Here is a 23,230-nt window from a genome sequence, read left to right as displayed (position 1 = left end):
CAGTCGTGGGTTACCTCTGCAATCAATTGATTAATAATGTATTAATAAGGATATTATATACTTTCTTCCTTGATTGTCATATATTACCGTACTTGCTAAAACTTTCTATAATTTTGTAGATTTGTGGTGTCGGTTGTGGATAATCTGCTGTTTCTAAAAGGGTATTAATTTATATTGTTAAGAATCTAAGTGCTTTTCTTTACATAAGTGTCTTGCTGATGACAATATGTTTAAAATTGTTTGAATTAAAATTTGTAATAGTCAGTCAAATTTACTTCCTTTATGTGCTTAAATATCAAATCTGAATAAAAAAAAGAAATATATTATGTTTGATAAAGAAAGATATAAGATTAAAGCTTTGCAGATATTGTCACCGATAAAACCTGTAGATAAAAACACTATTGCCACTAAAGACTTTTTATTACGTGCGAGAAGAAGTCGTGCAAGTTACGATTTGCCACTATATTATTTAGTCTATTTTTTATTTGCAGAATTATTAGATTTTGAAAATCTTGGTCAATTTGAGAAAGTTGCATGGTCATTTCCGATTGATTATAAAGGGAGGGCTTTTTTAATTGAGTTTCGTAAATTCGGTATAGGTGTTTTTGTACAAGATATTGAGAGAGATGAAGATGATGCAGCTCAAATAGTAAAAAGGATAAATGGGGCAGTTAAGTGCGCAAGACCTTTTTTTGATAATATTGCAGAAGAAGCGGTAAAAGCATCTTTATTGAATGTTACAAATAAAAATAGAGAATTATATCAAAGATATGAATATTTGTTGGGACTGTATGAGGCTGAATATGAGAAGTATTTGAGTTATAAAGAAGAATATTCTACTATAGAATCAGGTTCAGTGACTACATATAAATCTTTGGGCTTTGAATATAGGAAAAGAAGTGATTGGTTGGCAATTTCATGTATTGAAGCTTTTTTTAGTTGGACAGAGCATCTTTTTGTTCATTTAGCAATTGTTGCTCAAGGTCTATCAGACGGAGAAGAACTGTCAAAATTGATAGACTCTGAGTGGAAGGTCAAATACAAAAAAGCTATACCAGATGATACTGTTGAAGCTAATAAGTTTTATGATGAGTTGTTAATTGTAAGACAGCAACTACGTAATTTTGTCGCACATGGTGCATTTGGAAAGGATGGCAATGCTTTTGCATTTCATTCTCACACAGGAGCTGTACCTGTAATGATGAGCTATAAAAGACGGAAAAATAGATTTTCACTTTATGGAAGTTTGTCTTTTATAGAAAAAGATGTTATCGCTTTTGTACAGGAGTTTATAGATTTTCTATGGAAAAATTTTCCAGCTGCAATGTATTATACGCAAGAGTTATGTTTGCCAACAATATTAACTTTGGCGGCTGATGGGACCTATAATGATGCATCTAAAGATATGGAAAGTATGAAATTGTTTTCTGATAGATTAATGTCTATGATGGATGATTCGGCAAATATGGACTGGTAGTGTTTTCACTTTACTCTTCTATAATGATTCGATTAGTTTAAGTATTTGTGGTGTCGTTTGCAAATAATCCACTATCTTTAGAAAATGATTCCAAAGGTTCAATATTTCATCCGTTAAGGGTACAGGAGTAATCCTTTAATCGCCTGCAAATCAATGTTTGCGGGCGATTTTCTTTTTATTGCTGAAACATTTCTGAAACTTTTTTTTTTGCTGAATACGGCGAGAGTTAAAGTCGGATATTGGGAGAGTAGGGCGAAGTGAGGCTGTTTACAATCACCCAATCATATTATTACGAGGGTTACAAGCCGGAATAAACTGTTTATCAAGCACATCAAACAGAATTATCAAGCGCGTCAATTTTTTTTTCAAGTATATCAAACGGATTCATCATCGTAGGAAAACAGATTATCTGTTTCATTAGAACGCATGGTCTGTTTCATTGAAATACATTATCTGTTTCATTGAAATACATAGTCTGTTTTATCAATACACATTATCCGTCCTGTCATTCAGAGGAGCTTGCGACGAAGAATCTCTTCTCTTATCCCCCTTCCACCCTCCACAAGTCCCTATCCATGGGGAATAGCGGGTGGAAGGGGGTGATGCCGCACATCATCTCCCCAAATGACGTACGTTACTTCCCCAAATGCCTGTGGTTTGCCTTACTGAGATGCGTGGTTTCGGGTACTGAGATGCGTCATTTGGGGAGACAACGTGCGTCATTTGAAACGCTATAATATACTGTTTTGAAAAGTATATGGAAAGTGGGTTCCACCCTCTATCTCTCATGGGCAGGGATATGCAGAGGGTGGAAGCGGGGGCGTTTATTATTAAACCGATAACCTATGCCCAACATCAGATAGTTGGGTTCATGGAAATCTTTGAGATTGTAGCCGATATGTAGAAAAGTGTCATGTGGCATATCTATTTTGAGCGCCAATATCTGGTAGAAAGATTGCAAATCGCCCCCGCCATGCAGAACATTGGCTCCAAAACCTATGCCGACGGTAAAATAGGGCATCACCCATTCTCCACGTGCGGAAACACCTAAAGAGAGCTGTTTGCGCAGTGGCGGAGTACCGAATGCTTCTTCCTCATTGCCACCGTCGAGCGGAGTAATGTAATCTTTGGCATAAATATTGGCGCCGGCATCGTACACACCGTCTAAAGATACTCCTGCACGGAATTTATAGCCAAGATTGTACATAGGGGCAAAACTGAATCCGGCTACGGCATACTTGCCGGGTGCAGGAATCTGTCCGCCCGAAACATCGACGGCTTTCCGCCGCCATGAACCGAATAAGGTAAGGTCGTAGCTGACGTGTTTGTGAAATATCGGGACAGGAACCTGTTGTGACGGTTGCAGCACTTCGTTTATGTTCCGGTTGAAATTATACACCACTCCGATTTTAAAATCTATTGTGTTCAGTCCCGTATTGGGATACCGGGTGTTACCGTTGGAGAAATGTACTGCCGTTGTACCGATATTAAGGTCGAACTGTGGAGAGAGTATCCAGTTCAGATGAATTCCGGCGCTGATATATGCATTGATTTTACTTCCTATGACGGTATTATTGGGATTGTTGTAATAATCGTAAGGTTTCCAACCGAAAGATGCCCCGAATCCCCATTCGTAGTTGAGCGACAGGCGGGGAGTGAACTTGGCGATACGTGCTCCCTGAAATGCGTAGAGGGCAACCGGTGTTCCTGTTTCTCTGTGGTTGCCGAAATCAAAATAACCGAGTCCTATTCCTTGGTAAGAGCTTCCATATATAAGGTCGGCAGCAGTGCCCGGCTGTAGTTGGAATGAGTATTTCAGATGGGCGGAGTAGGCGGAACTCAATCTTTTGCGCATATCGTTTTCTCCCCGCAGGAAAGAACTGGTGGGAAATATATATCCCGGTCGGCCTTCGATGCCGAGGCGGTGGATATAATTGTCTTGCGCAGATATATTGTCGGACAGGAAGAGGATAATCATTAAGAGAAGTATGCCTCTTCCGGTCCGTTTTTCATTACTCATGATGTCGTGCTGTTATGCCTTTTCTTATTTCGAAGCGGTTATTTCGCATCGTTCTTCCGGATTTCCACACGGCGTATCTTACCGCTAATGGTTTTGGGAAGTTCGTCTACAAACTCTATGACGCGCGGGTATTTGTAAGGGGCAGTCACTTTCTTTACGTGGTTCTGCAGTTCCTTAATCAGTTCTTCGCCGGCGCGGTTCTTATAATCCTTAGACAGTACAATGGTAGCTTTCACCACTTGTCCCCGGATTTCATCGGGAACTCCGGTAATGGCACATTCTATCACTGCGGGATGCGTCATCAGGGCGCTTTCCACCTCGAACGGGCCGATGCGGTAACCGCTACTCTTGATAACGTCGTCGGCACGTCCTACAAACCAGAGGTAACCGTCCTCATCTTTCCAAGCAACGTCTCCGGTATAGTAGATGTTGTCGTGCCATGCTTCGTGGGTGCGGTTGGCGTCGCGATAGTACTCTTTGAACAGACCGAGCGGTTTGCCTTTGTCGGTACGGATTACAATCTGTCCTTGTTCGCCGGCTTCTACCGAACGGCCGTCATAGTCTATCAGGTCTACATCGTATTGCGGGTTCGGCAATCCCATGCTGCCCGGTTTGGGCTGCATCCACGGCATGGTGGCTACGGTAAGGGTGGTCTCGGTCTGTCCGAAGCCCTCCATCAGTTTGATGCCTGTCAATTTCTTGAATGTATCGAATACGGCGGGGTTCAACGCTTCGCCGGCAATGGTGCAATACTGCAATGAAGAGAGGTCGTACTTCGTCAGGTCTTCGTGAATCAGGAACCGGAAGATGGTAGGCGGCGCACAAAGCGAGGTGACGTGGTAGTCCTGTATCTTTGTCAGAATATCGGCGGGAGTGAATTTTTCGTGGTCGTATACAAAGATGTTGGCTCCGGCTATCCATTGTCCGTATAGCTTGCCCCATACGGCTTTTCCCCAACCGGTATCGGCAATGGTGAGATGCAGGCTGTTTTCGTGCAGATTATGCCAGAAGCATCCGGTGACGATATGTCCCAAAGGATAAGTGAAATCGTGGGCAACCATTTTCGGTTCGCCGGTTGTTCCGCTGGTGAAGTACATCAAAGAGATGTCGTCGTTGCTGTTGGCGTGTTCCGGTCTTACGAAAGGAGCGGCATCGGCTATGCCTTTGTGGAAGTCTTCAAATCCTTCGGCTATCTCCGGGCCTACGCTCACCAGTCTCTTCACACTCGGAGAGTCCGGCATGGCGGCGGTGATGTGGTCGGTAATGACGCTTTCGCCTGCACAGACAATCATTTTGATGTCTGCGGCATTGCAGCGGTATACAATATCTTTCTTGGTGAGCAAATGTGTGGCGGGAATAACGACAGCGCCCAGCTTGTGCAGTGCGATGATGCTGAACCAGAATTCATAACGGCGTTTCAGAATCAGCATTACCATATCCCCGTGCCCTATGCCGAGACTCCGGAAATAGGAAGCAGTCATATCCGTATAGCGTTTCATGTCGGCAAATGAGAACTGGATTTGTTCGCCCTTGTCGTTGGTCCAGAGCAATGCGGGCTTGTCGGGTTGTTCGGCAGCCCAGGCATCCACTACATCATAGCCGAAGTTGAAATTCTCCGGTACGTTAATCTTTAAATTCTTGATAAAGTCCTCTTGAGATGTAAAGGACGTTTGCGATAAAAATCTTTCCTTCATTCTTCGTTTATGTTGTTACATGATTACGGCAAGGAAACGTACTTTCTTTCCGTCCAGTGCTTTCATGCCGTGCGGCAGTTTGGAGTTGAAATATAAACTGTCTCCTTCGTTTAAAATTAAATCTTTACCGTCGATGCTCAGCATCATGCGGCCTTCCAGAACGAGATTGAATTCCTGTCCCGAGTGGCTGTTGTAGTGTATCGGTTCGTTCTCCGGTTTGGGCTCTACGGTAACGATGAACGGGTCGGCGTTGCGGTTCATGAAGCCGGCGGCCAGTGATTGGTATTTATAGGCTTTGGTACGCTCAATACTGGTTCCTTTCCCTGCACGGGTAAGGAAGTAGCTGCTCATTTTCGGTTCTTCGCCGAACATCAATGCGTCCAGTGCAATACCGTAGCGGCGGGCTATCTTTTGCAGCATACTTACGGAGATGTCAAATTCTCCTGTTTCTGCAAGCCGGTATTCTTCTGCCGAGATATCGCAATCGCGGGCGATGTCTTCGGTAGTCAATTCCAATACGTCGCGCAATCCGCGCAGGCGCTCGGCGATTTGTTTAATCTGTTCGTCCATGTGGTTCTTATTAAGTGGATTAGTTTTATTATTTGCTTGCTTTTATGGCGTTGATAATGGCGGAAGAGAACCCCTGATGTTCCAGTTCATTGATGCCCTTGATTGTAATTCCGCCGGGAGTGCATACTTTGTCAATCTCCACACCGGGATGCGTGTCGTTGTTCAGTATCAATTCGGCAGCGCCTTTTACCGATTGGGCTATCATACGCATTCCGTCTTTGGGGTAAATGCCCATCTCTATTCCGGCTTGCATGGCTGCTTGGATATATTTCAATACATAAGCAATGCCGCAGGAAGTCATGGCGGTGGCAGCGGCTATTTTCTCCTCGGGAATCAGCATGGCAAGTCCCATCTGATTGAAGATGTCGAGCAGCAGTTGCTCCTGTTCTTTGCTTGCATTCCGGCTCGAGATAAGCGTCATGCTCTCCATTTCGCTGATAGCGGTGTTGGGGATGAGGCGGAACATAGTCATTTCCTTATCTGCCACATAGTGTGCCAATTCCTCAAAAGGTATGCCGGCTGCCACGGAGATAAGTATCTGCTTGCTTTTCAGCTTGAGTTCGCTTACTACGGGCTTTATCAGCCACGGTTTAACGGCGAGTATGATAAGCTCGGCTCCGGTCACGGCTTCCTGATTGTCGCGTGTGGTTTGCAACGCCGGAAACTCTGCCTTCAGTACATCCAATTTACTTTGCGTAGGATTAGAAACAATGATATCATTGGCCGGGATGATAGTTCCTTTAGCCAAACCGCGGGCAATAGACCCGCCCATATTTCCTGCACCGATAATTGCTGTTTTCATATCATCTTGTAATTTGAATTGTTGTCTTCTGGCAAAGGTATAGATTTTCTATAAAAAACGACCGAAACAGGAAGGTATTCTTCTTTCGGTCGTCTCTTTTGTTGGCTGATTATTCTTCAAATAAGTAAATTAATTCTCAACATTTACTTATCAAAGTACTTTCTTAAAACGTTCCAAGAAAAGCTTCGCTTCGTCCATGCTGAGGCACAGAGGCGGCAACAGGCGGAGTACGTTCGTGCCGCTCACACCCGTAAACACGTGCTGTTCTTTCAGTAGCTTCAGACGCAGTTCTTTGATAGGTTCTTCAAATTCAAGACCAATCATCAACCCGCGTCCGCGCACTTCTTTGATTTGCGGGAATTTCTTCAGTTCTTCCAGCAGGTATGCGCCTACTTTGGCGGCATTGGCTACGAGTTCTTCCTGCTCGATGACATCCAGTACGGCAAGCGCTGCGCTACAAGCCAGGTGGTTACCGCCGAAAGTCGTTCCAAGCTGTCCGTAGACAGGGGTGAATATCGGACTGATAAGTACGCCTGCCATCGGGAAGCCGTTTCCTATACCTTTGGCTACGGTGATGATGTCGGCTTTGATACCGTTGTGCTGGTGGGCAAAGAACTTGCCGCTACGTCCGTAACCGCTCTGAATTTCATCCAGAACCAATATGGTGTTGTGTTTGGTACAGGTTTCGCGCAGGGCTTGCATAAACTCATCGGTCGGTAGCTGTATGCCGCCCACTCCCTGAATACCTTCGATAATTACAGCGCATACATCGCCTTTTGCCAGTTCGGCTTTCATTGCCTCTATATCATTCAGCGGGAGATAGGTCACGTGTCCGCAGTCGTTGATAGGAGCGATGATTTTGGGGTTGTTGGTTACTTCTACTGCCAATGAAGTCCGTCCGTGAAAAGCTTTTGAGAAAGATACCACGCGCGTCCGTCCGTTATAGAACGAAGCGAGTTTCAACGCATTCTCGTTGGCTTCGGCTCCGCTGTTGATAAGGAACAGGGAGTAATCGTCGTATCCGCAGACCTTTCCCAACCGTTCTGCCAGTTGTTGTTGCAGTTTGTTGATAACGGAGTTGGAATAGAATCCGAGTGTGGCTACTTGTTTGCTGATAGTCTCTACGTAGTGCGGATGTGCATGTCCGATAGAGATTACTGCATGACCGCCGTAGAGGTCGAGGTATTCCGTACCTTTGTCGTCCCATACATGGCAGCCCTTTCCTTTGACAACATTAATGTCAAAAAGAGGATATACATCGAATAGTTTCATTTCAATGAAGAATTAAGAATGAGGAATGAAGAATTGGGGGAGAGTACAATCCTTCTATCCTGCATTCATGTTATTTTTAACTGTTTTGATTGAGGAGATGAGCAAAGCTATCAGTTCTCCGCAATCGCTATCTATACTGTCGAACGAATTATTGGCGATGTAATCTGAGTCTTTTAGCAGATTCAGCCAATAATCCGTTTCGTTGGCTTCTTTCAGTGCAACACTTAACTTGTTAATGAAATCGGGGCGGCTTTGGGGAAACTCGGACTCTCGAACTAACGCTCCTATTGCCGTGCCTGAACGAAGAATTTGCTTACTCAAAATGAATTCTTGTTTATTCTCTCGCAAGAATTTTGTCATGCGTATTATCCTTAATGCAAATATATAGCTTTTGGAATGTAGCAGTGAGTCTGTTCTGTTACGTGAATTCTTCATTCTTCATTTTTCGTTCTTCATTAAAAAGCGCTGGGTTTCAGCTTGAGTCCGACCGTTTCTTCCAAATTGAACATCAGGTTCATGTTGTGTACGGCTTGGCCGCTGGCCCCTTTCAGCAAGTTGTCTATGCAGGAGATGATAAGAAGCTTGTCACCATGCTTTTCCAAATGTATAAGGCATTTGTTGGTGTTGACAACTTGCTTCAAATCTATGTTCTTCTCGACGATATGCGTGAAGGAGTCTTTGGCGTAATACTCTTCGTACATACGGACAATCTCTTCCAGCGCCACTTTGGTCTTTATCACGATAGTGGTAAAGATGCCGCGGGGAAAATCGCCGCGGTAGGGGATGAAATCAATATCCGAATCAAAGCTGTTCTGAAGCTGTTTGAGCGATTGCTTGATTTCGGGCACGTGCTGGTGCTCGAAAGCTTTGTACACACTCATGTTGTTGTTGCGCCAGCTGAAGTGGCTCGTCGCTCCCGGCTTGACGCCCGCACCGGTACTGCCGGTGATGGCATTCACCATAATGTCATCGTTCAGCATCAGATGCTTGGCAAGCGGAAGCAATCCCAGCTGGATGCAGGTTGCGAAGCATCCGGGGTTGGCAACATGCTTTGCCGTGCAGGTGGCGCGGCGGTTCAATTCGGGCAGTCCGTAAATAAAGTCATGGTCATCGCTTTTGATGCGATAGTCCATGGAGAGGTCGATTATCTTCAAGTCCTCCGGCAGGTTATGGCTTTCCATGAATTTCTTGGTGTCGCCATGTGCCGTGCAGAAAAAAAGCACATCAATCTCGTCCAACGGAAGCTCGTCGGTGAATACTAAATCTGTTTCTCCGTACAGTCCTTCGTGTACGTCGGTAATTTTGTTGCCGGCATTACTTGAGCTGTTGATGAATACGATTTCCGCTTCGGGATGGTTCAGCAACAGGCGTATCAGTTCGCCTGCCGTGTATCCGGCTCCGCCGATGATTCCTACTTTAATCATATTGCAGTGTCTTTAGGTATGATGATACAGGCCAAGATGTAGAGCACGATTCCGGGAAACCCGGCAGTGAATATCGAGAGAAAGGCATATCCCAAGCGTACCAGCGTAGGGTCCAGACCGAAGTATTTGGCGAGGCCGCTACATACACCGCCAAGCATTTTGTCGTTGACGGAACGTGTCAGTTTCTTTTCCATATCAGATGTTTTCTTTTTCGTCTTTGTGGTTTGAGTAATAGGCGCGCAGTGCGGTAGAGGTTACTTTGATGAAGCCTTTGGCATCTTCCGCAGTCCAGCCTTTCTGCATTTCGCCGTATTCGCCGAATTTGTTCTTTACGAGGTCATCTTCACTCTCCACACCTACGGTAAAGAAGCTGAGCGGACGGAGTTCGAGAATGGCAGTACCGTTTACGTTGCGTTGAGAAGACTCCAGCATGGCTTCAATATCGCGCATTACCGGCTCCAGATATTGGCTTTCGTGCAGGAACATGCCGTACCAGTTGGCTACCTGGTCTTTCCAGTATTGCTGCCATTTGCTCAATGTGTATTTTTCAAGGAACTTGTGCGCACCGATAATAAGCATGGGAGCGGCAGCTTCAAAACCTACACGACCTTTGATGCCGATAATCGTATCGCCCACGTGCATATCACGGCCGATGCCGTAAGCCGCGCCGATTTCCTCTACCTTCTGAATGGCTTTGATGGGGTCGTCAAACTTTTCATCGTTGACTGCTTTAAGTTCACCCTTTTCAAAGGTCAGGCGCAACTGCTCGCTGCCTTCTTTGGTGCAATGTTTCAGGTAAGCGCTTTCAGGAAGTCCCTGTGCGGAGTCCAGAATTTCACCGCCGCAGATGGAAGTACCCCACAAGCCTACGTTATAGGAATATTTCAGTTTGGCGAAGTCGGCTGCAAAACCGTGTTTGTTCAGATAGTCTATCTCTTCCTGGCGGCTCAATGCCATGTCGCGTGTCAGGGTGATGATTTCCACGCCCGGAGCCATTACAAGGAAAGTCATGTCGAAGCGTATTTGGTCGTTGCCTGCACCGGTAGACCCATGTGCAATGGCATCTGCACCTATTTCGTTGGCATAGCGTGCAATGGCCAATGCCTGGAAGATACGTTCGGAACTTACGGATATGGGATAAGTGCCGTTACGCAATACGTTGCCGAATACCATGTATTTCAAACTCTTTTCGTAATATTCCTGCGTTACGTCCAAAGTGATATATTTTACAGCACCCAGTTTGTAGGCATTCTCTTCGTTAGTCTTCAATTGCTCGGGGCTGAAACCACCGGTGTTGGCGCAAGCCGCATATACTTCGTATCCTTTCTCTTTGGCCAGATACATAACTGTGAATGAAGTGTCCAGACCGCCGCTGAATGCGACCACTACTTTTTTCTTCTTTGCTTCCATAAGTTTTAAATTAAGAGTGAAGAATTAAGAATGAAGAATTTGGCTGCGCTTTATGCTGCATAGTAATTCTTCATTCTTCATTCTTCATTTATTTATATTTTATCTTCTTCGTGTAATTTCGGGTCGTAGAGCATTGCCGTGCAAATGCAGAACTTCCGGTTTTTGGCTACTAATATATCGTGGTTGATGCAGCCTTCGCAACCTTTCCAAAAAGACTCGTCGTCTGTCAGTTCATTGAAAGTAACCGGTACATAGCCCAGTTCGGTATTCATCTTCATGACAGCCGCTCCGCTGGTCAGACTGAAAATCTTGGCTTTGGGCCATCGCAGGCGTGCCAGGCGGAAGGAAGCCGTCTTAATGCGCTTTGCCAGCCCCAAGCCGCGGTAGTCGGGATGTACGATAAGTCCCGATGTAGCCACATATTGCTTGTTTCCCCAACTCTCGATGTAAGTGAAACCGGCAAATTCATCTCCACACAGAGCTATAATAGCTTTTCCTTCTTTCATTTTAGTCGCTACGTATTCATGCGTGCGTTCTGCGATGCCCGTTCCGCGTACCTTGGCAGCTTCTCGGATGGTATCCAAAATCTTATCCACGTAAACTTCATGTGAGGCATCAGCTACCATCACATCAATTTGTTTCGAATCCATTTCTTTTATTTCGTTATATTATAGTTATACTAACTTACTTCATGTTAGGAATGATTTGTGACAGAAAAACACGTACTTCCTCATGGGATGCAGCCTCGTGCAGAACCAGCATAATCGTATCGTCTCCCGCAATAGTGCCCAGTACGGCGGGGCATTCGCGGTTGTCGATGTCGTAGGCCATACTGCTGGCATAGCCCGGACGCGTGCGGATGACGGCAATATTCTTGGAGAAATGGAGTGAAACGAACCCGCTGGTCATCAGCATCTCGCTGGCGCTTTGGTCGTTGCTGCGTTTGTACATGATGTTGTTAGGCAGTACATATACATATTTCCCGTTCATATTGGCGGCTTTGGCTACTTTCAGTTGTTTTAAGTCGCGTGACAAGGTGGCTTGCGTCAGTTCAAAGCCCTCTTTTCCCAAAGCCTGCAACAATTCTTCCTGAGAACTGATGTCTTTGCTTGAGATAATCATCTTGATGGCATCTAACCGATTGGCTTTCTTTTTCATGTTTCTGTATAATTATTCTTAGAACGGCGCAAAAATAGGGAATATTTTGGAAAGAATATACAGAATTGAGATTTTTTTTATTCTTTATATGCAATAAATGTAAAAGTATCAGTATATGTATGCATATGTGGAACCTGTGAAATCCGGAGATTGGTTTAACGGAAATCGAACATCAGATTCAGATGCAGCCCTTCATCTCCGGATTTGATTCGGATATTGCCCGGCTGGCTGTTAGGTCCTTGCTGCTCAATGGGTTTGAAAGAACAGATAGCCGGAATGTCGAGCAGGAAGGAGATGTCACCTTCCGGGAATTTAGGCATGGTGTCTTTGACGCGTCCGGCAGGTTCTTCGGGCGTAAAAATGTGATAGAAGATTCCGTCGCTGCGGGAATAGACTGTGAAAGGTGCGGTGTCGCTTTCCAGTGTAGCCCAGTACATATTGGCGTGATAGCCTTTGAATTCGGGATAAACCAAGTTCTCGTAGCTTTCGCCGGTAATAGTATTGTTATACTCTTTTTGCCAAATGCCGTAGGTGGTTCCTGCAATGCGGTTTTTCCATACGCGATAAGGACCTCGTCCCATCCATCTCATTCCGGTACAAGCTTGTTCGGGATAGGAGAAGGTCAGTCCGAGATTATAGACTTGGGTATCCATAAAAGCATCGTCAAAACCGCCACCGCCCGAAGCGCGGTTCAGCAGGATGGCGTCCATATAGAGTAATCCGTTGCCGGTGAGTTTCCAGACGATAGAGTCTGCGCCTCCCCGATACTTGGCGCAGAATATGGCTCCGTCCTCAGCCGTACGTATATAGCTTGAAGAAGGCTGATATTGCATCTTCATACCTATGGGGCGCGGACCGTTCTTGAAAGGAATCTCCTTGTCGCCCGCTTTCACCCTGCGGAGCAGACCGGTCGTGGCGTCGAAGGTGACGCATACGCTTGTGCTGTTCAAGATTACTTCATCTGTGGTTTGTGTGGCTGTAGCCTGTTCTGTAAGATTCAAAGACATGGGGGGCTGCGACAGTTTCTGTTCAAAATACTGTTTGGCCAAATGGATGGGGTAAGACCACTCGCAGATGCTTTTTCCTTCTTTGTCGAAAGCTTCAAGATGCAGGACATCGCCATTGTGGAAACCTTCGGGAACGATGAAACGGGCGGTTCCTGTCTCTCCCGGACTGATAGCGGGAAGACGGACTTCGCCTTCGGCAAGTATTGTCGTTTCGCCTTTGTCCTGCAAGGGAGTGCTGCATGACAGTACCTTATATATCATCCGGCACTGCGACAGGCTAGTATAGGTATATTCGTTTGTCAGCAGGAAGCTGCCGTTAAAGTGGGTGGTGATGAGCAACGGTTTCAATTGTATAGGCGACCATTGGGCGCGAATAGCATAGAAGCTGCCTTCCTTTTCGCGGCGGGGACCGACAATGCCGTCGGGGGCGTTGGATTTGTCGGAATCGAGGATGCCACCCTTGTCTGTACGCTTGGGAGCTTCATCGCAATATACCCAGATAAAGCCTCCGGCAAACATGGGGTTAGTGAGCCAACGGTTCCAAAAATCGCGCAGACCCGCTCCGCCGCCTTGGTCGTACATGGCGTGCATGAATTCGGTGGGCATAAAAACCTTGTAGCCGTTGGTGAGGCGTGCCACTCCGGTCAAGTAAGCCGGATAGTGGTGAGTGTCAAGTTCGTTAAAGTCGGCCCACGGGTGTACCACATGACGCTTTTGTAACTTGTCGTATTTGGCAAACAAAGAGTCGAGGGCGTAGTTCCAACCACCTTCGTTGCCATTGCTCCAAATAATAATACAAGGATGATTGACGTCACGCTCTATCATCTCCTTTACAAGTCCCGGTCCTACTTTGGAGTCATAACCATTCTGCCAACCGGCAAGTTCGTCCATGTAGACAATGCCCAGAGAGTCGCACATATCGAGAAAGTGCTCATCGGGAGGATAATGAGAACGGACTGCATTCATGTTCATTTCCTTTATGAGCAATGCATCATGGCGGCTCATGGCAGCACTTGTGGTACGTCCTCCGTCTACGGAGAAAGAATGGCGATTGATTCCTTTTACTACTAATTTAACACCGTTCAGGTAGATTCCGTCTTGGGGGAAGAACTCAACGGTACGGAAACCGATGCGGGTTTCACGGGTTTGAATTGCTTTGCCGGACGGGTCTTTCAGCGTGAGGCTGGCAAGGTAGAGTTGAGGGTTTTCGGTATTCCAAGGCTTCACGGACTTATAGACGCCTTTTAGTTGCTGCTCGCTGTCAGAGTTTGTAATCCGGTGGGTAAGGAGGGGCTGGTTATCCTTTGTGAGAATTTCCTTCCCGTCGTTCAACTCTCGAATGGCAACGGACAATTCATAGCCTTGCGCATCTCCCTCCATTTCCACAGCCGCGCTGAAAGTTCCGTCGTGGCGGGCATCAAGGATGAAATGTCTCATATTGATTTTCGGAACTACCTCTAACCATACGGGGCGGTAGATACCGCCGAAAAGCCACCAGTCCGCCTTGCGTTCAGCAGCGTTTATCGACTTGTTGGAAGATTCTTTGGCTATCTTCACTTCAAGGGTATTCCGCTTGCCGAATTCAATGAGTTCTGTAATGTCGTAACTGAAGCGGTAGAACCCGCCTTGGTGAATGGCTCCGGCACTTTGACCGTTTATCAGTACTTCAACATCGGTCATTACACCGTCAAAGTAGATTTTTATCCGCTTATCTTTCCAATGTTTAGGAGCTTCAAATTTATGCCGGTAAGTTCCGATTTCGTCACTCGGCTTTTCGCCCGGAACTTTGTACCAGCGGCCATAGGTATATTCTCCAAAGCCTTGAAGTTCCCAGTTGCAGGGAACTTCTATCTTTTTCCATTTACCACTGTTCTGCCCCTTAGTACAGAAAAACTCCCAAGTTTTCGTATCGTCAATACCGGTCCCCGAAAGGTATATTCTTTCCGGATGTGGGGCTTGGGCGTACACGCCATGTTTATGTATTTGGTTATAGTGTTTTTCCAGCCTTTCATATTCCTCTTTGGTGAGTCGCATGAATGAGCCATGCTGCGGAGCATCCACTCCTTTGATGTCTTGAGGGGAATGAAAATTTCGCAGATATTTGTCGGCCTGGCAGATGCGATACCGTTTAGGATTGGAAGAGTATTCTATATAGCCCACACGCCAAGTGGAGTCACCCGCTAATTGAAAGGCTGACACACCTTCGCATTTCTTGTTACCTTCAAAGTCCACGTAGTCTTCTTCTACGGGCTCGCTCCATGGACCGGTCAATGCAGGGGCAGTGGCTGTGAAGAGTCCCGGTTTGCCGCCTTCCTTCTTTATCATCAGGTGGAACAGCCCGTCCGACTCTAAATAGTTGATATCAGCATCAATAGTAGCATATCCCCAGTCGAACAGCAGGCGGGGTTTAGTGAGGGTGGTAAAAGTCTCATCGGCATATGAATAATACATTCGGTCGTACTTTTCTTCGGCACTGTTCCAAAGTGAGTAATAGACGAAATAACCGCCTTTCCGTCCGTCAGTCCATTGATAATCGGCATCCCAGATGATTTGAGGTGCCCAAACACGGTTTATGGTGGAGTAGTTGGTATAGCTATCGGGTGAGCCTGGGTCGGAGAAGAGGGCGGATCCTTTGCGGAAATCGAAGGTGGTAGATTCCCAATGAATGAGGTCGTCACTGGTGAGGAGATTTATGCCGTAGTTGTTCCATACCTTGCTCTTGCGTACACACATATCAGTAGTGGCCATCAGGTATCCGCTGCCATCGTGTTTGCGGCAGATGTAAGCATCGCGTGTTCCGCCTTCGATGGCTGCCTTTTCGGTGGAACTGAATATAGAGTCACCGTTGAGGAGGTCGTGGTAGTTCAGTCCGTCACGGCTCAGAGCGTAAGCTGTCCATTCGCCACGTCCGCTCATATGGCAATATAGATAGCCGTATTCTCCTTTTTGCAGATTTTGTGCTTGAAGGGAGGCTGTTGCCCACAGACAGCAGAAGAAGAGTAGAAAGTTCAATGTCTTGTTCATGGTTTATATTGTTATTGGAGACAAAAATAGGAAATTATCCGTGAATATTATCTCTTGTCCGAGCACATAGTGCCTGAAACAACAAAAACAATAAGAGAACTGCCAAAAGACTCAGAATCTGTTTGCTTGGAAACTCTTATATTTGCCACACAGAAAAATATTTGTTTCTTAATACTATAAAACTATTAAAGACACATGAATAGACTACTTGGATTAATTTCCTTTCTTTTAGTGTTGGCGGGTTCTGTTTCTGCCAAGGTGGTACTTCCGGCTATCTTTTCCGATAATATGGTTTTGCAGCAAAACGCACAAGTCAATCTGTGGGGAAAGGCAACACCCGGCGAGCGTATTTCGGTAAAAGCATCATGGGCGGATAAGGCTGTAGCTGCCAAAACGAATGCTGACGGTAAATGGACTGTAAAACTAAAAACTCCTACGGCAACAAAGGGACAGACTGTTACGGTGAGTGGTGAAAACACCATTGTTGTTAATAATGTATTAATAGGGGAAGTCTGGCTTTGTACCGGACAATCTAATATGGAATATCCGGTTTCTAAACATCCTGACAAAAAATGGATGACCGGCATGACCACGGAAGCCGAAGAGATGAAAGATGCCGATTATCCGGAATACCGTTTGTTCCGGGTTGAACATCAACTGGCTCCTGATGGGGAAAAAGATGATTGTCAAGGCCGTTGGCTGGTTTGTACTCCGGAGAATTTATATGATTTCTCGGCGGTAGGTTTCGTTTTTGGACGCAGGTTGCATAAGGAATTGGGAGTACCGGTAGGCATGATACAGTCTACATGGGGAGGTACGCATGCCGAATCGTGGACAAAGATGAGTGTCATGAAGAATAATCCGCTTTATGCAGATGTTCTTGAAGATTTTGCGCTGAAGAATGTGAAACAGGAAAAGGGGTATTGCAAAGTCCCTTCTACACTTTGGAATGGAATGATTCATCCCATTTTGGGATATACAATAAGAGGAAACATCTGGTATCAGGGAGAGTCTAATGCCATTCGTTATGAAAAATATCAGCAGGTATTTACGAATATGATTAATAGTTGGCGGAAAGAATGGAAGCAACCTGATATGCCTTTCTATTTCATGCAGATTGCTCCACATAAAGGGCAGCCGGCAGGTATTCGTGAGGCACAGCTCAAAACGTGGCAAAGCGGTCTGAAGAATGTGGGTATGGCAGTTGTTACCGATGCGGCAGACTCTACGGATATTCATCCGCGTAATAAGCGTGTAGCCGGTGAACGTATGGCTTTATGGGCACTTGCCAAGCAATATGATAAAAATGTGGCTTATTCAGGTCCGCTCTTTAAGTCGATGAAGGTTAGTGGCAGTAAGGCTGTGCTGAGCTTTGAATATGCCGGAGACGGATTAATGACACCGGAGAACGCTCCAGTAAAGGGTTTCTTGGTAGCGGGTGCCGATAGGCGTTTCTATCCGGCAGAGGCTGTGATAAAAGGTGCTCAATTGGAAGTTTCCGCTTCGCAGGTGGCTGTTCCGGTTGCCGTACGCTACGGATTCTGTAATTTCTTTCGTGTAAACCTGTATAATAAAGCCGGTTTGCCGGCAGTACCTTTCCGTACGGATACATGGGAGCAGGGTTCATATGCCCGTTGGTTTGCAGATTCTGAAATGATGCGTTTTCCGCAGGCTTATCAGTTGGATCATGGTAAGCGTTTGTTTTTCGGTTATGCTCAAGGAGTAGGTTGTTGTGCTATGTTGCAAATGTGGAAGGCTACGGGAGAGCGCCGCTACTATGATTATGTGAAACAATGGGCTGATTCTCTGATTAATGAGAAAGGGGAAATTCATTTGTATGATATGTCCACCTATAATCTGGATTTCATTAATTCGGGAAAGGTGTTGTTTGACCTCTATCGTGAAACCGGCGATCGGAGATATAAGTCGGCGATGGATATTCTTATCAAGCAACTGAAGAATCAGCCGCGTACTTTGGAAGGCGGTTTCTGGCATAAGCTGATTTATCAGCATCAGATGTGGCTGGATGGACTGTATATGGCTTCACCGTTTATGGCACAATATGGTGCGGAATTCAACAAGCCGGAATGGGTTGATGAGGCGGTGAAGCAGTTTCGTCTCTGTCATAAGCATACTTATGATGCCAAAACAGGACTTTATCATCATGCTTGGGACGAAAGTAAAAGTCAGCGTTGGGCTAATCCGGAAACAGGACATTCTCCTAACTTTTGGGGACGTAGCATAGGTTGGTGGTTCATGGCATTGGTAGATGCTTTGGACTTTGTACCGGAAAATCATCCGGGACGTGCCGACATGATTGGATATATTCGCGGATTAGCGGAGACGTTACCGAAATATCAGGATAAAGCAGGACTTTGGTATCAGGTTATTGACCAGCCTAAGCGTAAAGGTAACTTTCCGGAGGCATCTGTGACTACCCAGTGTATGTATGCTTATGCGAAAGCTGTGAATAAAGGATATATTGATGCCAAATATCGTGCAGTGGCAGAAAAGGCCCTGCAAGGACTGAAAGACAAATTGTTGATAGAAAAGCAGGATGGAACTTTAACTTTGACCCGTTGTTGCCAAGTTGGCGGTTTAGGCGGTCATCCGTATCGTGACGGAAGTTTTGAATATTATATAGGTGAAAAAATGAGAGATAATGATTCCAAGGCAACAGGTCCGTTTATTATGGGATGTTTGGAGTTAGAAAAATAAGATGGGTATGAATCGACTGTGTAGTATTGCCATGATTGTGTTTTGCGCAGGAACTTTGTCTGCACAAAATCTTGCGTGGCCGGAAATTAGTTTGGAGGCCAAACCTGCTGCCCGTTGGTGGTGGATGGGAAGTGCGGTAGATAGAGATAATCTGACCCATAATTTGGAAACGTATGCTGCAGCGGGAATGGGAACCATGGAAATTACTCCAATCTATGGCGTGCAAGGAAATGACGCGAATGATATTCCGTTTCTTTCTCCTCGTTGGATGCAGATGCTGCAATACACGGAAGATGAAGCTTCACGTCTGGGTATGCAGATTGACATGAATACCGGTACCGGCTGGCCTTTTGGCGGTCCTGAAGTAGGTGTGGAAGACGCTGCCTGCAAACTGCTGATTGCGGAGTATCGGGTAGAAGGAGGAAATACGTTTGATAAGAAAATAGAAGTCGCTGATAGAAAGCAGCAGCCTTATGCCAAGTTAGAACGTCTGATGGCTTTTTCTGATGCAGGGAAGTGTATGGACTTGACGGCTAAGGTAAAAGACGGAGTATTGCGTTGGAAGGCTCCGAAAGGTTGTTGGCGCTTGATTGCCGCTTTTTGCGGCAAGACTTTTCAGAAAGTGAAGCGTGCTGCTCCCGGTGGTGAGGGGTATGTGATGAATCATTTTTCCGCCCGTGCCGTGAAAAACTATCTTGGACGTTTTGAACGTGCTTTTAGCGGAGAGTTTAGGAATACCAATGGTACTGTCACTGCTTATCCTCATAATTTTTTCAATGATTCCTATGAAGTTTATGGGGCAGACTGGTCAGAAGGTCTTTTTGATGATTTCCGGATACGTCGCGGTTATAAATTGGAAGAACACTTGCCGGAATTTCTTGCAGAAGGAGAACGCTCTGACGAAACCCGACGCATTGTTTCCGATTATCGTGAAACTCTCAGTGAATTATTACAGGAGAATTTTACCCGTCAGTGGACGGAGTGGGCGCACCTGCACGGTTCTAAAACAAGGAACCAGGCTCATGGTTCACCGGGAAATCTGATAGACCTTTATGCTACGGTAGATATTCCGGAGTGTGAGGGGTTCGGCTTGTCTGATTTTGGCATACAGGGACTGCGCAAAGACTCGTTGACACGTCCTAATGACTCTGATCTCTCCATGCTGAAATATGCTTCTTCGGGCGCTCATATTGCCGGAAAACCTTATACATCTTCGGAGACTTTTACTTGGTTGACAGAGCATTTCCGTACCTCTTTGTCACAATGCAAACCGGATATTGACCTTATGTTTGTGTCCGGTGTCAATCATGTTTATTTTCACGGCACAACTTATTCTCCCGCTGAGGCTGCCTGGCCCGGTTGGAAGTTTTATGCTACGGTAGATATGAGCCCGACAAATAGTATCTGGCGGGATGCGCCTGCGTTCTTTCAGTATATATCCCGTTGCCAAAGTTTCTTGCAAATGGGACAGCCTGACAATGATTTTCTGGTGTATCTTCCTGTGTATGATATGTGGCAGGAACAAGACGGCCGTTTGTTGATGTTTGACATTCATAAAATGGCAAAACGCGCTCCTCGTTTTATAGAGGCGGTACATCGTATTAATGATGCAGGTTATGATATGGATTATGTTTCCGATAATTTTATCCGTACAGCTACTTGCCGTGACAAAAAGATTGTAACATCCGGTGGAACAACCTATAAGGCGTTGGTTGTGCCCGGTGCCCGTTTGATGCCTGCAGATGTACTTGCCAGACTTCTTGACTTGGCTAAGGAAGGTGCAACCATTGTGTTTTTGGACCGGTATCCGGAAGATGTTCCGGGTTATGCCAAATTGGAACAGCGTCGTGCGGAATTTAAGCATACCTTAGGGAAGATAAAGGAATTAGGAAATGAGAATGGCAACGGCAAAACGGTGCTCTTTGGTATGGATTATGTTCGTACGTTGGCACAGACTACAGCTATGCCGGAAGCGATGAAAACTTCCTTTGATTTGAGTTGTGTCCGTCGTAAAAATTCGGATGGTTATCATTATTTCATTTCTGCGCTGACAAATAGAGATACGGAAGGTTGGATACCATTGGCTGTGCCGGCACGTTCGGCTGTACTGTATAATCCGATGAATGGAACTTCCGGTAAGGCTTGTTTACGGCAGAATAATGGAAAGGCGGAAGTTTATCTGCAATTGGTTTCCGGAGAATCTGTCATATTGAGAACTTTTACAGAAGTCGATGTGCAGGTTCCGGAATGGAGATATCCGGCTGTTTCAGAGGGAGCTGTTGAATTGTCCGGTTTGTGGAACCTACGCTTTCTGGAAAGTATTCCTGAAGTGCATAATCTTCCGGATTCCGTATCTTTAGGCTCATGGACGGATATATCTTTTGAAAACGCTAAAACAACTATGGGCACAGGCTGTTACACGACTATTTTTAGAATTGAGAATCCGGCTTCCGCTCAGGATTGGTTGCTTTCGCTTGGTGATGTTCGTGAGAGTGCCCGTATACGTATCAATGGCCGGGAAATTGCTACTTTATGGGCTGTGCCCTATTCTTGCTCTGTCGGACAGTACCTGCTTCCGGGAAAGAATACTTTGGAAATAGAGGTAACCAACCTTCCTGCCAACCGCATTGCAGATATGGATTGTCGTGGAGTGAAATGGCGTATTTTTAAAGATATCAATATTGCAGCGCTTGGTTATAAAAAAGGAACTTATGCCCATTGGACACCTGTGCCAAGTGGCTTATTAGGTCCTGTACGTATTGTTCCGTTGAAACTGATTAACAAAGAAATACAATGAGAAAGTTTGGTTTGGTTTGGATAGCGTTGGTTTGTACAGTTTGCTTCCTATATGCTCAAGACCCGCGTGAGAGATATTATTTTTATGAGATTCTTGAGCCGAAGCATGAGCCGAAACCATTGGTGGAGGGTTTTGCTCAGGAACGGATTACTGAAAAATTGAATCGTGGTCTGGTGGCTGTTCCTTCCCGGAACGGCAAATCTGTATATCTTAGTTGGCGTTTGCTGGAGTCGGATGCTCCTGCAACTACTTTTCATGTTTATCGCGAGACAGACGGAAAATCTTGTCGTTTGACGAAGAAAGCCGTTTCCCGTACCTGTGATTTTCTGGATACCACTCCTCACAAGCAGGCTGTTTATTGGGTAGAGGCCGTTGTAAAAGGGCGAAAACCGATTGCTTCAGAAAGGCGGAAGGTGGTATTGGCCGATTTGCAGCCCTACACTTCTGTTCGTTTGAAAGATAATGCCAAAGCCGGAAAGATAGCTTTAGCTGATTTGAATGGCGACGGAGCTTACGATTATGTAGTCCGTACTCCTGAAACAAATGTTGATCCGGGGATGCCGGGTGATACTACCGGCAAGACTTATAAGATTTCAGCTTACTTGAATGACGGTACTTATTTGTGGACATATGATATGGGGCCGGGTATTGAGCCGGGTATCTGGTACTCGCCTTTTATTGTGTACGATTTCAATGGTGACGGCAAAGCCGAGGTGGCGATTAAAACGGCAGATACCGATTATGTGAAAAATGAGAAAGGGCGTGTTTGTGGTGGTAGTGAATATCTTTCTGTTCTTGACGGTATGACGGGAAAGGAAATAGACCGTGTGGATTGGCCAGAACGTAATGATCGTTATGGAAATCTGATTCGTCAGAATCGTAATCAGATGGGAGTAGCCTACTTGGACGGAAAGACTCCTTTTATATTAGCGGCGCGCGGTACGTACAAATTGATGGTTGTAGATGCATGGATGTTGAAAAACGGTAAACTGGAACGTGTGTGGCGTTGGGACGGTGACGAGGAAAACCCCATTGTCCGGAGTATGGGTGCACATAGTATGGTTACGGCTGATGTAGACGGCGACGGTCGTGATGAAATAATGCTGGGATCTTGTATGCTTGATGATAACGGCACGCTTTTATGGTCTTCCGGATTGGGGCATAGTGACAAGGCATATCTTTGCAAGTTGCGTCCTGATGTGGAAGGTATGCAGGTGTTTATGGTCAGCGAGCCGAAGAAAGAAGATGGTCGTGGCGTTTCGGTGGTAGATGCCGCTACAGGTAAGTTAATATGGGGTATCGGGCATACTACCTATCATGTAGGTGACGGTATGGTAGCGGATTTTGACCCAGCTTATCCCGGTTTGGAATGCTTTGCCAGTGAAGACCGTAAGGGAGGAAGCACTGACAGGTATCTACTTACAGCTGGCGGAAAGAAATTAGAAGTGGGTCGGGACGAGATACCCGGTTGCCGTAATTGGATATGGTGGGATGCCGATCTGTTGCGTGAGACATTCAAGGGGGATGATAACCGTTGGGGAGCCGGTTCCTCTTCCGGAGGACGTAGCCAGAGTATTTGGAAATGGAAAAGTGAAGTATTGACAGAAAACATACAGGGGGATATCTTGTTAATGGCTGATATGGAGGGTGATTGGCGCGAAGAATTGATAACGGCTTTACCCGGTGAACTTCGTATATATCACACCAATATTCCTGCAGCTGATCGTAGGGTGACGTTGATGCAAGATGCACTGTACCGTAGCTACGTGGCCCATCGCAGTATGGGGTATCCTCAAGCGCCTGTACCTTCTTATTATTTGGGAAATAATTAATGTGTATGAGAACCTGTTATTTCTC

At 45.8% G+C, this 23,230-nt stretch carries 16 protein-coding genes; 4 read left to right on the top strand and 12 right to left on the bottom strand.

Features of this window, described 5'->3' with window-relative positions:
• Positions 1-325: 325 nt before the first annotated feature.
• Complete coding sequence (locus DW121_RS09200; RefSeq protein ID WP_118323621.1) at positions 326-1,477, top strand: hypothetical protein; 1,152 nt, start codon at positions 326-328, stop codon at positions 1,475-1,477.
• Positions 1,478-2,255: 778 nt separating this feature from the next.
• Here DW121_RS09200 and DW121_RS09195 read toward each other — a convergent pair.
• From DW121_RS09195 to DW121_RS09140, 12 genes are all read right to left on the bottom strand, one after another.
• Positions 2,256-3,497 (bottom strand): acyloxyacyl hydrolase, encoded by a 1,242-nt coding sequence (locus DW121_RS09195; RefSeq protein ID WP_118323620.1) that lies wholly within the window; start codon positions 3,495-3,497, stop codon positions 2,256-2,258.
• A gap of 38 nt (positions 3,498-3,535) precedes the next feature.
• The gene (locus tag DW121_RS09190) at positions 3,536-5,191 is read right to left on the bottom strand and encodes an AMP-binding protein (protein WP_118323619.1); all 1,656 of its coding nucleotides are present in this window, start codon (positions 5,189-5,191) and stop codon (positions 3,536-3,538) included.
• Positions 5,192-5,206: 15 nt separating this feature from the next.
• A complete protein-coding gene (locus tag DW121_RS09185; protein ID WP_022218464.1) occupies positions 5,207-5,761 on the bottom strand; it encodes a helix-turn-helix domain-containing protein in 555 nt (184 codons plus the stop codon).
• Positions 5,762-5,789: 28 nt separating this feature from the next.
• Positions 5,790-6,563: a pyrroline-5-carboxylate reductase gene (gene proC, locus DW121_RS09180; RefSeq protein ID WP_117711570.1), complete on the bottom strand. Its 774-nt coding sequence runs from the start codon at positions 6,561-6,563 to the stop codon at positions 5,790-5,792.
• Positions 6,564-6,713: 150 nt separating this feature from the next.
• Positions 6,714-7,835: an aspartate aminotransferase family protein gene (locus DW121_RS09175; RefSeq protein WP_118323618.1), complete on the bottom strand. Its 1,122-nt coding sequence runs from the start codon at positions 7,833-7,835 to the stop codon at positions 6,714-6,716.
• Between the two features lie 54 nt (positions 7,836-7,889).
• Positions 7,890-8,270, bottom strand: a complete 381-nt coding sequence (locus DW121_RS09170; RefSeq protein ID WP_117711568.1) for a four helix bundle protein — start codon at positions 8,268-8,270, stop codon at positions 7,890-7,892.
• A 20-nt stretch (positions 8,271-8,290) separates the two neighbouring features.
• Positions 8,291-9,259: an N-acetyl-gamma-glutamyl-phosphate reductase gene (gene argC / locus DW121_RS09165; protein ID WP_117711567.1), complete on the bottom strand. Its 969-nt coding sequence runs from the start codon at positions 9,257-9,259 to the stop codon at positions 8,291-8,293.
• Entirely contained in the window at positions 9,256-9,453 is a 198-nt protein-coding gene (locus DW121_RS09160; protein ID WP_009121883.1) for a PspC domain-containing protein, read from the bottom strand. The genes argC and DW121_RS09160 overlap by 4 nt, the downstream gene beginning before the upstream one ends.
• A 1-nt stretch (position 9,454) precedes the next feature.
• Positions 9,455-10,669: an argininosuccinate synthase gene (locus DW121_RS09155; protein ID WP_022219208.1), complete on the bottom strand. Its 1,215-nt coding sequence runs from the start codon at positions 10,667-10,669 to the stop codon at positions 9,455-9,457.
• Positions 10,670-10,761: 92 nt separating this feature from the next.
• The gene (locus DW121_RS09150; protein ID WP_117711565.1) at positions 10,762-11,319 is read right to left on the bottom strand and encodes a GNAT family N-acetyltransferase; all 558 of its coding nucleotides are present in this window, start codon (positions 11,317-11,319) and stop codon (positions 10,762-10,764) included.
• A 34-nt stretch (positions 11,320-11,353) separates the two neighbouring features.
• Entirely contained in the window at positions 11,354-11,827 is a 474-nt protein-coding gene (locus tag DW121_RS09145; RefSeq protein ID WP_117711564.1) for an arginine repressor, read from the bottom strand.
• Between the two features lie 155 nt (positions 11,828-11,982).
• The gene (locus DW121_RS09140; RefSeq protein WP_118323694.1) at positions 11,983-14,868 is read right to left on the bottom strand and encodes a glycoside hydrolase family 2 protein; all 2,886 of its coding nucleotides are present in this window, start codon (positions 14,866-14,868) and stop codon (positions 11,983-11,985) included.
• 1,185 nt (positions 14,869-16,053) lie between these two features.
• Here DW121_RS09140 and DW121_RS09135 point away from each other — a divergent pair.
• Genes DW121_RS09135 through DW121_RS09125 form a run of 3 tightly spaced genes read left to right on the top strand, consistent with a single transcriptional unit; the run spans position 16,054 to position 23,205 of the window.
• Positions 16,054-18,576: a glycoside hydrolase family 88 protein gene (locus DW121_RS09135; RefSeq protein WP_118323617.1), complete on the top strand. Its 2,523-nt coding sequence runs from the start codon at positions 16,054-16,056 to the stop codon at positions 18,574-18,576.
• 7 nt (positions 18,577-18,583) lie between these two features.
• Positions 18,584-21,373, top strand: coding sequence for a glycosyl hydrolase (locus DW121_RS09130; protein WP_118323693.1), 2,790 nt, complete (start codon positions 18,584-18,586; stop codon positions 21,371-21,373).
• Complete coding sequence (locus tag DW121_RS09125; RefSeq protein WP_118323616.1) at positions 21,370-23,205, top strand: silent information regulator protein Sir2; 1,836 nt, start codon at positions 21,370-21,372, stop codon at positions 23,203-23,205. The genes DW121_RS09130 and DW121_RS09125 overlap by 4 nt, the downstream gene beginning before the upstream one ends.
• Positions 23,206-23,230 lie beyond the last annotated feature (25 nt).

Origin of the sequence: Bacteroides sp. AM10-21B (genome assembly GCF_003472565.1) — a bacterium.
GTDB classification, from domain to species: Bacteria; Bacteroidota; Bacteroidia; order Bacteroidales; family Bacteroidaceae; genus Bacteroides; species Bacteroides propionicigenes.
This window is presented reverse-complemented; position numbering and strand designations above follow the sequence as displayed.